At 69.4% G+C, this 14439-nt stretch carries 9 protein-coding genes; 5 read left to right on the forward strand and 4 right to left on the reverse strand.

Annotation, left to right across the window (positions count from 1 at the left end; translation table 11 throughout):
* Positions 1 to 343 precede the first annotated feature (343 nt).
* Both D7Y15_RS37825 and D7Y15_RS37830 read right to left on the reverse strand, forming a co-directional pair.
* Positions 344 to 1447 (reverse strand): winged helix DNA-binding domain-containing protein, encoded by a 1104-nt coding sequence (locus tag D7Y15_RS37825; protein ID WP_121755612.1) that lies wholly within the window; start codon positions 1445 to 1447, stop codon positions 344 to 346.
* Between the two features lie 24 nt (positions 1448 to 1471).
* Entirely contained in the window at positions 1472 to 2434 is a 963-nt protein-coding gene (locus D7Y15_RS37830; protein ID WP_121755608.1) for a TIGR03885 family FMN-dependent LLM class oxidoreductase, read from the reverse strand.
* Between the two features lie 158 nt (positions 2435 to 2592).
* On the opposite strand from D7Y15_RS37830, the gene D7Y15_RS37835 reads away from it, so the two are divergent.
* Complete coding sequence (locus D7Y15_RS37835; protein ID WP_121755609.1) at positions 2593 to 4257, forward strand: alpha-amylase family protein; 1665 nt, start codon at positions 2593 to 2595, stop codon at positions 4255 to 4257.
* On the opposite strand, the gene D7Y15_RS37840 is transcribed toward D7Y15_RS37835, so the two are convergent.
* Entirely contained in the window at positions 4254 to 5324 is a 1071-nt protein-coding gene (locus tag D7Y15_RS37840) for a hypothetical protein (RefSeq protein WP_120580919.1), read from the reverse strand. The two genes, D7Y15_RS37835 and D7Y15_RS37840, sit on opposite strands and share 4 nt — an antisense overlap.
* 172 nt (positions 5325 to 5496) lie before the next feature.
* Positions 5497 to 8121 (reverse strand): M12 family metallopeptidase, encoded by a 2625-nt coding sequence (locus tag D7Y15_RS37845; RefSeq protein WP_121755610.1) that lies wholly within the window; start codon positions 8119 to 8121, stop codon positions 5497 to 5499.
* 112 nt (positions 8122 to 8233) lie between these two features.
* Here D7Y15_RS37845 and D7Y15_RS46660 point away from each other — a divergent pair, with 112 nt between their 5' ends.
* The 4 genes from D7Y15_RS46660 to D7Y15_RS37865 all read left to right on the forward strand — a co-directional run.
* On the forward strand, positions 8234 to 9010 hold the full coding sequence (locus D7Y15_RS46660; protein WP_158624558.1) for a CPBP family intramembrane glutamic endopeptidase: 777 nt from the start codon (positions 8234 to 8236) through the stop codon (positions 9008 to 9010).
* Positions 9011 to 9059: 49 nt separating this feature from the next.
* A complete protein-coding gene (locus D7Y15_RS37855) occupies positions 9060 to 10721 on the forward strand; it encodes a DUF262 domain-containing protein (RefSeq protein WP_121755611.1) in 1662 nt (553 codons plus the stop codon).
* Between the two features lies 1 nt (position 10722).
* Positions 10723 to 12720: a HipA domain-containing protein gene (locus tag D7Y15_RS46115; protein ID WP_233605245.1), complete on the forward strand. Its 1998-nt coding sequence runs from the start codon at positions 10723 to 10725 to the stop codon at positions 12718 to 12720.
* Positions 12721 to 12773: 53 nt separating this feature from the next.
* The coding region (locus D7Y15_RS37865; protein WP_148712970.1) for an OPT family oligopeptide transporter at positions 12774 to 14439 on the forward strand (1666 nt) is incomplete at its 3' end.

Here is a 14439-nt window from a genome sequence, read left to right on the forward strand (position 1 = left end):
GACGAATCTCCAGCCTGTCCTCACCTGTCAGCCTTGCTGCTTTCCCTCTGCCTCGCACCCAGTGCCTCCCGTCAAGCAGGGTGCCATGGTGAGCACCCACGTGGTGCGTTCACCGCTTGAGACCGCCCCTTCTTCATAGGACAGACTCCTCGGGTGGGCTCCCGAAGAAGCTGTGTGCGTGGCCAGCGGCGCAGCGACGATGGAACCCGGCAGCCAGTCTACTGCCTGTCCGACGTGCTGAGGACCGCGCCGACCGAGAAGCATGGCAAGCGGCGCCCATCGCTGACCCTCGCAGCACCTGGCAATCCTGCTGAGTTCGCTGGCCTTGTGACAGCGGCAGCTACTAGGTGGCGAACCGCACCGCCACCTTCGCGGCCTCTGGGTCACTGAATCGCAGGAGGTCCTCTCCCTCCTGCACCAGTGCGTCGCGGACGGGCTTCTTCAGCGCGTCAAAGGCATTGCAGACCAACGTCGCGGTGCCCTTCGTGCGCTCGGTGGTCCAGACGCCAGCGGTGCGCCCGTCCACCAGGAACACGTTCAGCACGCGCAGGTTCTTCGTGGACAACAGCGCACGGTGCTCCTCCGGCACCACGCGGGTCCGGTCCGCGTGGGAGAGGATGAGGTTGTCGAAGTCCGGCAGGAAGCGCACCGGCGCGGGCGTCTCTTCGGGCGGGCGCGGGGCCTTGGGCAAATCAAAGAGGACGCGCTTCTTCTCGTCGCGGAACTCCACCAGCTTGCCGCGCACCTTCTCGAAGGCGTCCTTCAGCGGCTTGATGCCGGACCAGCTCTGCATGTCCGCCACGGTGGCGGGGCCGAAGGCGGCCAGGTAGCGCAAGACCAGCGGTGACGCGTCGTCGTCCGTGGAGAGCTTCTCGCCCAGCCACGACTCCGCCAGCGTGAAGCCGGAGTTGCCGGGCCAGCCCCACTCCAGCCCTTCCTCGGGCACCTGGACGAGCGGCAGCATCATCCGTGCGGCGAAACCCATGGCCCGCTCGTCGCCGTCCACGTGGTGCTTCATCAGGTGCGCGCGCACCGCCTCGAAGGTGCGGGGCTTCTCCTGGAGGAAGGGCTTCGCGGTGGCCAGCAGCGCGGGCAGGTCCAGCGCAGCGGCGCGCTCCTTCAGCACGGAGCGCATGGCCGCGTTGAGCAGGGGCTGGAACAGGCCGCGGTAGCGCAGGTAGTCCTTCGCGGTCATCAGGTGCAGCGTGCCGCGCATCATCGTGCCGCGCGCCAGCTCCCGCTTGAGCGCCAGCTTCGTGAGGGCGTCGCGCTGGAAGCCCTGGAGGCGCGACCAGAGGGCCAGATACGGCGGGCGCGCGAGCTGCGCCTGGAGCCCCACCAGGTGCTCGATGGCGCGCGGCACGGTCATCTTCTCGCGCGTGAGCAGCAACTGGCGCGCGAGCGTGGCGCGGTTGAGGGCCTGACGGGACAGCACTTCGGTGGGCATGCTCCCGAGCATACCCAGCGGCTTTCAGCGCGTGAGGGCCGGAATCACCTTCTCGCCGAACGCCTCGATGAAGCCGTCCTGCTCGCGGTTGACGTTGTGCAGGTACAGCCGGTCGAAGCCCAGGCGCAGGTCCTCGCCCAGCCAGTCCATGTGCTGCTGGAGGCTGCTGGAGACTCGCAGCGGGCCATCCAGGTCGTGCGGCTGCACCACGTTCGCGGCCTCCTGGAACTGCGCGGGCGTGCGCAGGTCCGTGAGGACGCTGTTGGTGAAGATGTTGGACGCCCACTGGTTGTACGCCCCTTCACGTGCGAACTCGTCGTCCTTCGCGTAGGACAGCTGCACCTTGAGGAACAGGGGCTTGCCCTCGCCGCCGCCATCTCGGAAGGCATCCACCACCTTGCGCAGCTCCTCCGGGGGCCGCGCGGTCGTGATGAGGCCGTCCGCCCAGCCCGCCACCCATCCCGCCGTCTTCGGCGTCACTGCCGCGCCCACCAGCAGCGGCATGTCCTTGGGGCGCGTGTAGAGCTTCGCCTCCTCCACGGTGACGAGCCCCCGGTGCGTCACCGTCTCGCCGCGGAAGAGGGCGCGCATGATGTCCACGCACTCCTTCAGGCGCGCGTTGCGCACGTCCTTCGCGGGCCAGCCCGTGCCGGTGATGGCCTCGTTGAGGTACTGGCCGCTGCCGAGCGCCATCCACGCACGGCCGGGATACATCTCATTCAGGGTACTCAGCGCCTGCGCGACGATGGCCGGGTGGTAGCGCTGGCCCGGCGCGGTGACGGAGCCGAAGGACAGCCCGGTGGTCGCGAGCGCCGCGCCCATGAACGCCCACGCGAAGCCGCTCTGCCCCTGCGCCTCCGTCCACGGGTGGAAGTGGTCGGAGTTGAGCGCGGCCTGGAAGCCCGCGCCTTCCGCCTTCTGACAGAGGCGCAGAAGCTCACTGGGCGGGAACTGTTCGTGTGACGCGTGGAAGCCGATGAGGGGCATGGATGCGTCCACCCTGGAGCCGGATCCGCCCGGCCGCGAGGCCCGCCTTCACGCGAGTGTTGGCTGAACGAAGCCTGCCTGCCCCCGGGTGTGGGGTTCCTCACGGCGCGCGGGAGTCGCCGGATGCCTCCTGGGAACGGAGGGCTAAAGGGAAGGGGATGATTGAAGACCTCTGGTACAAGAACGCGGTCGTCTACTGCCTCGACGTCGAGACGTTCATGGACGGCAACGGCGACGGCGTGGGGGACTTCACGGGCCTGCGCCGCAAGCTGGACTACCTGGCGGGCCTGGGCATCACCTGCCTGTGGCTCTTACCCTTCCAGCCCACGCCCAACCGCGACAACGGCTACGACATCAGCGACTACTACGGCGTGGATCCGCGCCTGGGGGACCTGGGCGACTTCGTGGCCTTCACCCACGAGGCGAAGCTCCACGGCATCCGAGTCATCATCGACCTGGTGGTGAACCACACGTCGGATCAACACCCGTGGTTCCAGGCCGCGCGCAAGGACCCGGACAGCCGCTACCGCGACTATTACGTCTGGTCGAAGAAGCGACCCAAGGACGCCAACAAGGGCATGGTCTTCCCGGGCGTGCAGCCCTCCACGTGGACGTACGACAAGGAGGCACGCCTCTGGTACTTCCACCGCTTCTTCGACTTCCAGCCCGACCTCAACGTGGCGAACCCGGAGGTGCGCGAGCAGATCCTCAAGGTGATGGGGTACTGGCTGGAACTGGGCGTGTCCGGCTTCCGGGTGGACGCGGTGCCCTTCCTCGTCGAACTGAAGGGCGTGAAGAACCCGGACGTGAAGAACCCCTACAAGCTGCTGGAGGAGATGCGCGAATTCCTCTCATGGCGCAAAGGCGACGCCATCCTGCTCGCGGAGGCCAACGTCACCATGAACGAGGTGGTGGAGTTCTTCGGCGACAACGACCGCATGCAGATGGTGTTCAACTTCCTGGCGAACCAGAACTTCTACCTGGCGCTCACGCGAGGGGACGTGACGCCGCTGGTGCAGGCCCTGAAGTCAGCCCCCAGGCTGCCGCACACGGCGCAGTGGGCGAACTTCCTGCGCAACCACGACGAGCTGGACCTGGGGCGCCTGTCGGACGAGGACCGGCTGGAGGTCTTCGAGGCGCTGGGGCCGGACAAGGGCATGCAGCTGTATGACCGGGGCCTGCGCCGCCGGTTCGCGTCGATGCTGGACGGCGACCGCCGCCGCATCGAAGTGGCCTACAGTTTGATGTTCTCACTGCCGGGGACTCCAGTGCTCTGGTACGGCGACGAGCTGGGCATGGGGGAGAACCTGTCACTCGTGGAGCGGCAGTCGGTGCGCACGCCCATGCAGTGGAGCCCGGAGCCGCACGGCGGCTTCACGTTGGCGGAGGCGCCGGTGAAGCCCCTGGTGTCGGAGGGGCCGTTCGGCTTCCGGCAGGTGAACGTGGCGCAGCAGCGCCGCGACCCGGCCTCACAGCTCAACTGGACCGAGCGCATCATCCGCGCGCGCAAGGAGTGCCCGGAGCTGGGGTGGGGTGCGTGGAAGGTGCTGCGCACGGGCAACAAGGGCGTGCTGGCCATCCGGTACGAATGGAAGGGCAACGCGATGGTGGTGCTGCACAACCTGTCCGCCCGGCCCTGCACGGTGAAGCTGGATCCGGGCGGCGAGGAGCCGTGCACGCTGTTCAACGTGCTCAGCGAGGACCACTCCGAGCCCGTGGACGGACAGCGCCACGGGCTCACCCTGGAGGGCTACGGCTACCGGTGGTTCCGCGTGGGGTTGGAGAACCCCGCGCGCAAGCACCGCACGGAGCCGCTGCCCTAGTAGAGCATGTTGGCGATGTCCTTCACCGGCTGCGGGGCGGCCTCGGTGTTGCCCAGCGCGCCCATGACGCCTCCGAAGATCATCCCGGCCGGGTTGGCGCGGCCCTTGGTGATGGAGCCGATGACGCCCTCCGCGGCGCCCTTCAGGGTGTTGACGTAGCCCTTCGCGGCGCCCTCGAGGACGCCCTTGAAGCCGCCCTCCGAGTTGCCCACGCCCGTCAGGACGTTGCTGACTCCCGGCAGGAACCAGAGGGCCTTGCCGGCCTCGCCCGCGGCCCACTGGAAGTTGTCCTTGTTGCTGCCGTCCGCCTTGACGTGGGTGTCCTTGGTGGTCGGCAGCTGGTGCTCGCCCAGGAAGGAGTAGCCCTTCTCGGCGAAGTCCTTGACCATGCCGGCCTCCGTGCCGTGGCGCGCGTCGCCGTCCTTGGTGATGCCCTCGATGTTGCCGTCACCTACGCCGCCCTTGACCTTGCTATCCCGGTCCCCGCCCGTGGAGGCCTTGGCGCTGTCGATGAACTCCAGCACCTTGGCCAGCCGGTAGACGCCGTCGGCGTTCTGCTTCGGATCCTTCAGGTCCAGCTTGGGGTCGACGCCCGTCTGCTTGCACAGCTGGTCGAACTTGATGTCCTTCTGGCGGCCCAGGTTCTTCAGCGCGGGCGTGTCGTCGACAATCTGCGCGGCGGAACGGTTGTCCCCGGCCGGGCGCTTGTCATTGGCGCTGGGGACGCCGTTGGAGGCCTGCTGCGGAGCAGGATCCGGCGCCTGGGTCGCGGCCGGAGCCGGAGCCAGGTTCTGGAGCTCCGGGGGGAGACCCCGGGGGGCGAAGGCGGCCGGGGCGCTGAGCATGTCCGACGCACCCTCCATCGCGGACATCCCGCGCGGCTGCCGCCGGTTGATGATCGCGGGCTCGAACGAGTCCACCTGGCTGAAGCCCCGCGCCGGCATGCTCCGGGAGGCGTCCGCGACAGGCCCCGCGGAGAGCTGGGCCTTCGGGCTGACGAGCGCGGACTCCGCGGTGGTGGGGCGCAGCAGGGAGGAGGAGCGGGCCGTGGCCTTGAGGTCGATCATGGTTATCACCTTGGGTCTGAGCTGCGACGTGCCCTGACCTCAATGCAGCGGGCATGCCGACAAGGTGAACCGCGCAACCCCTGGAACTCACAGGAAGAGGATGCTCGCGCCAGGTGCCCGGCCGGTGACTGCAGTCACCAGGAGGATGGCGCGAGTCATCACGTCAGCGGCTTCAGTTCATCTCCACCTTCTGGAAGAGCAGCTCCGGCGGGGCGGCGCCGTCGGCGAAGTCCAGGATGGTGGTGAAGTAGGTGGGGTCGTTCCAGGAGCCATAGAGCACCTGGTCGTGGCCCAGGCCGCGGAAATCACCCACGAGCATCCGGTTGGCCAACAGCGTGGGGTAGTAGCTCACGCCCTGCGCCTCGCTGTAGCGCACCTCGGCGGGCGCGACGCCGTCGAGGAAGTCCGCGATGAGCATGGCCGTGCCGGTGGTGCCGTTGTTCACCAGCAGGAGCTGATCATAGCCCAGGCCCCGGAAGTCCCCCGCCGCCTGGTTGTCGTCCGCGTCCATCAGCCCGTCGAGCACGGTGAAGGCACCGGACGCCTCCACGTAGCGCACCTGCGCCGGGCCCACGCCCGCGCTGAAGTCGAGGAGCTTCACCCGCGCGCCCGTGCCGGAGCGGTTGAGGCAGAGCACCTGGTCGTAACCCCGGTTCTGGAAGTCGCCCACGTAGAAGCGGTCGTCGGGTTCGGAGCAGTCCTCGAAGGAGTTCGGGGCGCTCCACTCCTCGTGGTAGCCGGCCTCCGAGGGGACCACGCCGTCGCTGAAGTCGGTGATCATCACGCGGCCGCCCGTCCCGGAGCGGTTGAAGAACAGCACCTGATCATGGCCCCGGTTGAGGAAGTCGCCCGCGAGCTGCAGGTCCTCCGGGTTGTGCCAGCCGTCGAGCAGCACGCTCTGTCCCCAGGACTCGTGGTAGCGCACCTCCGAGGGGGCGGCGCCGTCGCGAAAGTCGGTGATCATCACGCGGCCGCCCCAGCCGTCGGTGTTGATGAAGAGCATCTGGTCGTAGCCCAGGCCCCGGAAGTCACCCTGGAGCTTGATGTCACCGGGGTTGTGCCAGCCATTGAGCAGGACCGACGCGCTCCAGGACTCCTGGTAGTGGAAATTGGGGAAGGCATTGGCGTTGACGTAGCCGGAGACGAGCACGCGCGGGCCATAGCCCGACCCGTCAATGGCGATGAGTTGATCCGCGCTGCCCGTGCCGGCGAAGACGCCCGCCTTGTAGACGGAGGGCATGGCCAGCCGGAACGTCTTGGGCGCGTTGCCGAGCACCGGGCTGTGGCGGCCCTGCTGATCCAACGCGTAGATGCGCAGCGTGTGGTCCAGGCCGTCCACGTAGTGGTCCGGGATGCGGAAGGAGAAGCCGTTCGCGCCGGACGCCATGGGATAGGCGCTCTTCACGTCCGCGCGGTAGAGGTTCGCCGTCACGTTCGCCACGGACGCCGGGTTGCCGTCGATGGAATAGTAGACCGCGATGGACGCCGACGGCGAGTCCAGGTCCAGCGCCCAGCCCGTCACCGTGCCGTCGTAGGAGATGTTGTCGAGCGTGCCGAAGGCGCCCGGCAGGTTGAAGGTGCGCGGCGAGCCCGCGAGCAGCGGGTTGTGGAGGCCCTGCGCGTCGATGCCATAGACATACATCGTGTGGTTCTGGCCGTCGCGGTACCAGGCCGGCACCGGGAAGTAGAACCCGTGGTCGCCCAGGATGCCGTCGTACGCGGTGTTGACGTCATTGCGTGAAACGTTCGCGGTCGCGGCGCCGCCGTACGCGCCGGAGCCCGCCGGCCCGTCGATGTAGAAGTGCACGTCCACGGAGACGGACGGCGACGCGGTGTCGAAGGTCCAGCCCTTCACGTAGCCGGTGGAGGTGATCTCCTCGAAGTTGCCCTTCATCTCACCCGGGTACATGGACGCGGCGGAGGCGACGTCACCCGCGCTCAGGGCGGTGCGCTGGCCAATGGCCTGGCCGCCCTTGGTCTGGATGGTCACCCTGCGCACGCCGGTGACGGGGTCGGCGATGCCGAAGTCCCGGGCGCCGTAGTGCATGATGGACCCATAGTCATAGGGCCCGACGTCGTCGCCGTTGCTGATGTGCTGCTCGAAGTTGTGTTCCTTGTTGGGCTCGATGTTGTCCCAGAGGATGTCCACGAAGCTGTCGCGGTCCTCGCGGCTCTGCTCGTGCCAGAAGCCGATGGCATGGCCCAACTCGTGGATGACGTTGCCCAGGCTGCACGCGCCCTCCAGCGTGACGAACTGCCGGCCGCCCTGGCGTCCCACGGACGATGAGCAGCCCTGGCCCTTCACGAAATAGACGTGGTCGACGGAAGAGGGCGTGCTGGCGGAGATGGGCACGAAGCGCAGGCCCGTGCGGCGCTGCCAGTGCCGGATGGCGTCGTTGACGACGAAGTTGTCATCCAGCGAGCCGTAGACGTGGACGTACGGGACGACGCCGTTGGGCCAGCGCTTGCTGCTGCCGCTGACCTGGATGCTCTCCGCGGAGACGCGGTTGCCGGCCTGGGCCTTCACCTTGGGAGACTCGCGCTCCACGTCCTCCACGGTGCCCAGGATGATGTCGCCCTCGAAGAGGGCCAGGCCGTTGATGGCTTCGTACTTCACCTCGCGGGCCTCGGCCTTGGGCCCAATGCGGGCCCACGTGGAGCGCACGCCGGAGATGGCGGGCGACTGGGGTGCGGGCGGAGTGGTGGGTTCGGCGGCGTCTTCCGGGCGGCAGGCGGTGCCAAGGCAGGCCACGGCCGTGAGCGCCCGGATGAACCGGGCGTGATGGGTGATGCGCATGTTGGATTCCCCCTCGTTGGGAGTCGCGGTGACTCGCGGTGCGATACGCAGGGACTCGCGGAAGTTGGCTGTGCGGGGGGGACGTTTCCCGCGCTATGAGGGGGCCTCCTTCATGAGCCCCGCACCTTCCGAGTCATCGTCTCCCCCGCGTGTCGCGCTGCACTGTGCGCTCGCGTTCGTCGTGCTGTACGCCTGCTACGAAGCGCCGGAGGGGATTGGCGGACGGTTGCTGGGGAACGCCGTGGTGGCAGCGGTGATGATGACGCTCTTCCACGCGGTGGCCTGGGGAGTGGGGCGGTGGCTGGGCTACCGCAACGGCTTCCATGCGTATGCGTTGGAGTGGCGGGGCTCCGCGCTCGCGCGGGCGTTGGCGGTGATGCTGGTGCTCAAGCCGCTGTCCGTGCTGGTGGGAGTGGCGGTGGGCGTGATGCGCGTGCAGCCCCTGGAGAAGCCGTTGATGGGCACGGCGCTGCTGGTGGCGGCATTGGGCATCGTGGTGTCCACGTTCGTGCCGTCGGTGGCGGAGGACATCGTGGCGCGAGGCTTCTGGTATCGCGCGTGGCCGGTGGCGGGGCAGGGCGTGGGCTACGTGGCCCTGTCCGCGGGCGTGTTCGTGCTCACGCACGTGTACCGGTTGGGAAACGGGCCGCTGGAGTGGCTGATGTTGTTCTGCACGGGCCTGGCGTACGCGGCGGCGGTGGCCCGCACGGGCTCGCTGTGGGGCGCAGTGGGGCTGCACTGGGGATGGAACCTGGCGAACGGGCTGCTGGATCTGCAACTGGACGTCAACGCGGTGGGGCAGGGCGGCCGTGTCCTGTCCACCGTGACGGGGCTGGTGGCGCTGGGGCTGGTGGTGCTGCTGCCGAAGCGACGTGGCTCCACGGTGTAGGTGGCGGGTTCTGGAGCTTCGGGTTACAGACCGGGGGAGGAGGATCGCGATGCCCGCTCCCCTGACGCGGCGCCCGGAGACGAAGTCGTTCAGCATCGAGGACCTGCTCGACCGCGTGCGGCGCGGCGAGGTGCGCATCCCCGACTTCCAGCGCCCCCTGCGGTGGACCGCGGAGGACGTGCGCGACCTGCTGGACAGCGTGTACCGGGGCTATCCCATCGGGACCCTGTTGTTCTGGCGACGGGAAGCCCCCGCCGCCAATGTCAGCTTCGGCCCCGTGCGCATCGACGCGCCCTCCACCAGCCAGGGCCTGTGGGCCGTGGACGGACAGCAGCGCGTGACGGCGCTCGCGGGCGTGCTGCTGCATCCGTCGTATGGCGACGAAGCCGGACGCGACGACTTCCACCTCTACTTCGACCTGGAGACGGGGGAACTGCATGCACCCCCGGAGACAGGGGCTCCGCCGCCGCACTGGCTCCCGATGAACGAGGTGCTGGACAGCGAGTCGCTGCTCCACTGGCTCAACCGCTACCCGGGCCGGGAGGCACACCCGGAGCACCTGCGCGCCGCCATCCGCCTGGGCAAGGCCATCCGTGAGTACCAGGTGCCCGCGTACGTCGTGGACACGGCGGACGAGAAGGTCCTCCGGATCATCTTCAAGCGCCTCAACACCGCGGGCCGTCCGCTCACGGATGAAGAGGTGTTCAATGCGCTGTACGTGGGCTCGCGCTCGCTCAGCCTGGAGTCGGTGACCGAAGGGCTGCGGGAGCTGGGCTTCGGGAGCATCCCGGAGTCGCTGCTGCTGCGCGCCGTGCTGGCCGTGCGCGGCCTGGACTTCACGCGGGGCTACCAGGAACAGCTCAACCAGGACGACGAGCTCACGGAGACCGTCCGCCGCACGGACCGGGCGCTCCGGGACGCCATCGTGTTCCTCAAGCGCGATGCGTTCATCCCGCACCTCAAGCTGCTGCCCGCCCCGGAGAACTCGCTGGTCCTGCTGACGCGGTTCTTCCAACTGCACCCTGAGCCGACACCTCGTTCGCGGGAGCTGTTGTCGCGTTGGGTCTGGCGCCACATCGTCTTCGGCGGCTGGGAGCTGAAGCCCCCGGAGGCCCTCCAGGTCTTCGCGGCCATCCGCTCCGACGAGGAGCGCTCCCTCCAGACGCTGCTGGCGCAGGTTCCGCCGCCGCTCATCCGTTGGTGGATGGAGACGGGCATGCCCGTCATTCCCCACTCCATCGCGCGGCCCCCGCTGGTCCTGCGCATCGCGATGCTGTCCCTCCAGCCGCGCCACCTGCTGACGGGCGCGGTGCTGGACCCTGGAGAGCTGTTGGAGCAGCAGGGCGAGGGCTTCCAGCCCATCCTTCCCGCGGGTGACCCCCGGTGGACCACGCAGCGGGTCTTTGACCGGAGGACGGTCCGGCGCCTGATGGAAGGGACTTTCAACTTCCTCTTCCATCCTCCGGTGCCGGGGCACTCCCTCTCCCAGATGCTCGAAGCGCAGCCGCCTCCGAGCGAGGACATCCTCCACAGCCATGGGCTCAGCCCGCAGGCCATGGAGTCCTTGCGGCGCAATGACGGTGCGTTCCTCCACCTGCGGCAGATGGTCCTGGAGCCCGTCCTGCGCCAGTTCATGGAGGCCCGCACGCGCTGGGACGACTCGGACCGGCCTTCGCTCCAGTCGATGATCATCGACGACGATGAGGACTGACATGGACCCCACGCTCCCTGTGTCCACCACGGGCATCCTCGACGTCCTCATTGGCGACGTGCACGTCGGCACGCTCACGCTGCTCGCGGACGAGCGCATCGAGTTCAGCCTCTCCGAGGACTACCGCCAGCGCTACCCGCGCCCCGTCCTGGGCCAGTTCTTCGAGGACGACCTGTCGCGCCGCCACACCAGCCGCATGCGGCTGCCGCCGTTCTTCTCCAACCTCCTGCCCGAAGGCCCGCTGCGCGACCTCATCTCCGAGCGCCAGCACATCGCCCGGCAGCGCGAGTTCTTCTTCATCGCCCACCTGGGCGCGGACCTCTCCGGGGCCGTCATCATCCGCCCGGCGGGCGAGCTCGCCGGCCACGACGCGCCGCTCGTGGACGTCCCGGCCGAACCCGTGTCGGATGGTGAGCCGCTGCGCTTCTCGCTCGCGGGCGTGCAGCTCAAGTTCTCCATGCTCCGGCGCGACCGGGGCATGACGCTGCCCATGGGTGGCCTGGGCGGAGACTGGATCGTCAAGCTCCCGGACAACCGCTACGACCGCGTCCCGGAGAACGAGCTGTCCGTGATGACGTGGGCGCGCGCCACCGGCATCGACGTGCCGGAGCTTCAACTGCTCCCGGTCGCCGACCTGCACGGCCTCCCGGAGGGCATCACCCTGCGCGAGGACCTGGCGTACGCCATCCGCCGCTTCGACCGGCCGTCCCCGGGCCGCCGCGTGCACATGGAGGACCTGGCGCAGGTGCTGGGGCTGTACTCCGACGAGAAGTACAAGAAGTACAACTACGAGACCATCGCCAACGTGCTGCTCAAGGTCGCGGGCCTGGACGCGCTCCAGGAGTTCCTGCGGCGGCTGGTGTTCATCATCGCGTGCGGCAACGGCGACGCGCACCACAAGAACTGGTCCCTCTACTACCCGGACGGCACACGCCCCACGCTGTCGCCCGCGTACGACTTCGTCTCCACCATTCAGTACATGCCGCAGGACCAGCTCGCGCTGAACCTGGCGAAGTCCAAGCGCTTCGAGGACGTGTCACTCCAGAGCTTCGAGCGCCTGGCGCGCAAGCTGGGCCTGAGCGACGACGATGTCCTCCCGGTAGTGAAGGGGGCTGTCGAAGTCGCGCTCGACACGTGGACCACGCTGCGCGCGGACCTGCCCATGCCGGAGTTGTTCAAGCAGCGCATCGAGGAGCACTGGAAGCGCGTCCCGCTGCTCCAGGGCAACGTGAAGCGCAGCTCCGGCGAGCTGCGCCAGACGGTCAACGCCTTCTTCACCCTCTACAACGAGCTGCCCCGCCTGGGCCCCGGTAGTGACGCCTGCACCCGGGAAGCGCTGCGGCGCCTGTCCCCGCTGCCGCCCTCGCCGCGCGTGCTGGACCTGGGCGCGGGCACCGGACGGCAGTCGCTGGTGCTCGCGCGGGAGCTGGGCACGCGCGTCACCGCCGTGGACCTGCACCGGCCCTACCTTGACCGGCTGGAGCGCGAGGCCCGCGAGCAGGGGCTGTCGGACGCCATCGTCACGCGCCAGGAGGACATGCGCGCGCTGTCGCTGCCTCCTGCTTCCGTCGACCTGCTCTGGTCCGAGGGCGCCATCTACCTGATGGGCTTCGAGCAGGGCCTGCGCCAGTGGCGGCCGTTGCTCGCGCCCGGTGGACAGGTGGCCGTCACCGAGTGCACCTGGCTCACGGACGTCCGTCCTCCGGAGGCGGTGCGCTTCTGGTCCGCCGGGTACCCGTCCATGGGCACCATCGCCCAGAACCGCGCCAGCGCGGAGGCCGCGGGCTTCACGGTGCTGGACACCTTCACGCTGCCCGCGTCCGCGTGGTGGGACGACTACTACACGCCGCTCCTCCAGCGCATCGACCGGCTGCGCCCCACCGCGGACGCGGCCCTGCGCGAGGTCATCGCGGCGGCGGAACAGGAAGTGAACCTGTACCGCCGCCACGGGGACAGCTACGGCTACGTCTTCTACCTGCTGCGTTCGCGCGAGGCCTGACGCCTCGGGCCGTGGTGGCGCGGAAGGGGACGAACGGAGAGGATGGACGGCCCATGACGGCCTCCGCTCCCCGCGCCGTCCCCGCCGGGGACACGCCCACCGACGCCTCGTTGACGCTGCTGCGCATCCCCGGCACGACACAGGCGGAGGTGGACACGTATTGGCTGAAGCACGTGTACCAGGGCGACCGGCTGCCCCAGCTCACCCTGCGCGCGGTGCTCCTGGGCGCGGGGCTGGGCGTGCTCACCTGCGCCACCAACCTCTACGCGGGCCTGAAGACGGGTGTGGCGTTCGGTGTGGCCGTCACCGCCGCGCTGCTCGCGTCCGCGACGCATGGGGCGTTCCGGCGCTTGAGCCCGCGCGTCGCCGGGAGCCCGTTGTCCCTGCTGGAGTTGGGGTGCGCGCAGACGGTGGCGTCGTCGGCGGGGTATGCGACGGGCGGCGCGCTCGTGTCGGTGCAGGGGGCGTGGTTGTTGACGACGGGGCACCACCTGCCCGGGATGACGCTGCTGGCGTGGACGTTCCTGTTGTCCGCGCTGGGCGTCCTGTTCGCGGTGCCGTTCAAGCGGCAGCTGGTGGACCGGGAGCAGCTTCCGTTCGCGTCCGGGACGGCCGCGGCGGCGACGGCTCGCGCGCTGCATTCGGGAGGGGAGTCGGCGGGGCCGCGGCTGCGCATGCTGGGCGTGGGCGGGCTGATCGCGGGTGTGTTGACGCTCGCGCGCGATGGCTTCGGGCGCTTGCCCTATGCGTATGCGTTTCCCGGGACGCTGGGGGGCGTGTCGCTGGAGCGGTTGGGGTTCGCGCTGGAGACGGGGTTGATGCCGGTGGGCGGCGGCGCGCTGCTGGGCGTGCGCGTCACCGCGTCCATGTGGCTGGGGGCGCTCTTCGTCCATGGCGTTGTCGCGCCCCGGTTGATGGCGGCGGGCGTGGTGGCTCCGGATGGGGACTTCCTCGCGTGGGCGCTGTGGCCGGGCGCGGCGGCGCTCACCACCGCGTCGCTGTTGCAGTTCGCGCTCCAGGCCCGCGTGTGGGGCCGGGCGCTGCGGGGGCTGCGCGGGCAGCGTCAGGCGCCGCATCCCATTGAAGCGCTCCAGGTGCCCGGGCGGTGGTGGGTGGCGGGGATGCTGGTGCTGACGCCCGCGACGGTGGCGCTGGCGCGGGTGGGCTTCGACGTGCCGGTGCCGCACGCGCTGCTCGCGGTGGCGCTGTCGTTCGTGCTGTGTCTCATCTCCTGCCGTGTCACGGGGGAGACGGACATGAGCCCCGTGGGCGCGCTGGGGCAGGTGACGCAGCTGACGTATGGCGTGCTGCTGCCCGGGGATGTGCGCGCGAACCTGGCGACGGCGGGCATCACGGTCAACGCGGCGTCCTCCTCCGCGGACCTGCTCACGGACCAGAAGGCGGGACACCTGCTGGGCGCGGATCCTCGCCGCGTGTTCCTGGCGCAGCTGTTGGGGTGCGTCGTGGGGGCGCTGGTGGTGGTGCCGCTGTTCTACCTGCTGGTGCCAGAGCCGTCCGTGCTGGGGTCGGAGCGCTTCCCGGCTCCGGCCGCGACGATGACGGCGGGTGTGGCGCAGGTGCTGGCGTCAGGGCTGGGTGCCGTCTCGGTGGACCTGCGGCTCGCCATGGCCTGGGCGGCGGGCGCGGCGGCCGTCCTTACGCTGGGGGAGCAGGCGTTGCCGGAGCGGTTCCGCCGCTGGACGCCCTCGGCGGTAGGGG

It is taken from the genome of Corallococcus sp. AB030, assembly GCF_003668965.1.
Taxonomy (GTDB): Bacteria; Myxococcota; Myxococcia; order Myxococcales; family Myxococcaceae; genus Corallococcus; species Corallococcus exiguus.

What these genes read in the sequence shown, in the direction of transcription:
- D7Y15_RS46660 (WP_158624558.1), top strand. Translation starts at nt 8,234, where the DNA reads ATGAGCCCCGCACCTTCCGAGTCATCGTCTCCCCCGCGTGTCGCGCTG.
- D7Y15_RS37830 (WP_121755608.1), bottom strand. Translation starts at nt 2,434, where the DNA reads ATGCCCCTCATCGGCTTCCACGCGTCACACGAACAGTTCCCGCCCAGT.
- D7Y15_RS46115 (WP_233605245.1), top strand. Translation starts at nt 10,723, where the DNA reads ATGGACCCCACGCTCCCTGTGTCCACCACGGGCATCCTCGACGTCCTC.
- D7Y15_RS37845 (WP_121755610.1), bottom strand. Translation starts at nt 8,121, where the DNA reads ATGCGCATCACCCATCACGCCCGGTTCATCCGGGCGCTCACGGCCGTG.
- D7Y15_RS37855 (WP_121755611.1), top strand. Translation starts at nt 9,060, where the DNA reads ATGCCCGCTCCCCTGACGCGGCGCCCGGAGACGAAGTCGTTCAGCATC.
- D7Y15_RS37835 (WP_121755609.1), top strand. Translation starts at nt 2,593, where the DNA reads ATGATTGAAGACCTCTGGTACAAGAACGCGGTCGTCTACTGCCTCGAC.
- D7Y15_RS37825 (WP_121755612.1), bottom strand. Translation starts at nt 1,447, where the DNA reads ATGCCCACCGAAGTGCTGTCCCGTCAGGCCCTCAACCGCGCCACGCTC.
- D7Y15_RS37840 (WP_120580919.1), bottom strand. Translation starts at nt 5,324, where the DNA reads ATGATCGACCTCAAGGCCACGGCCCGCTCCTCCTCCCTGCTGCGCCCC.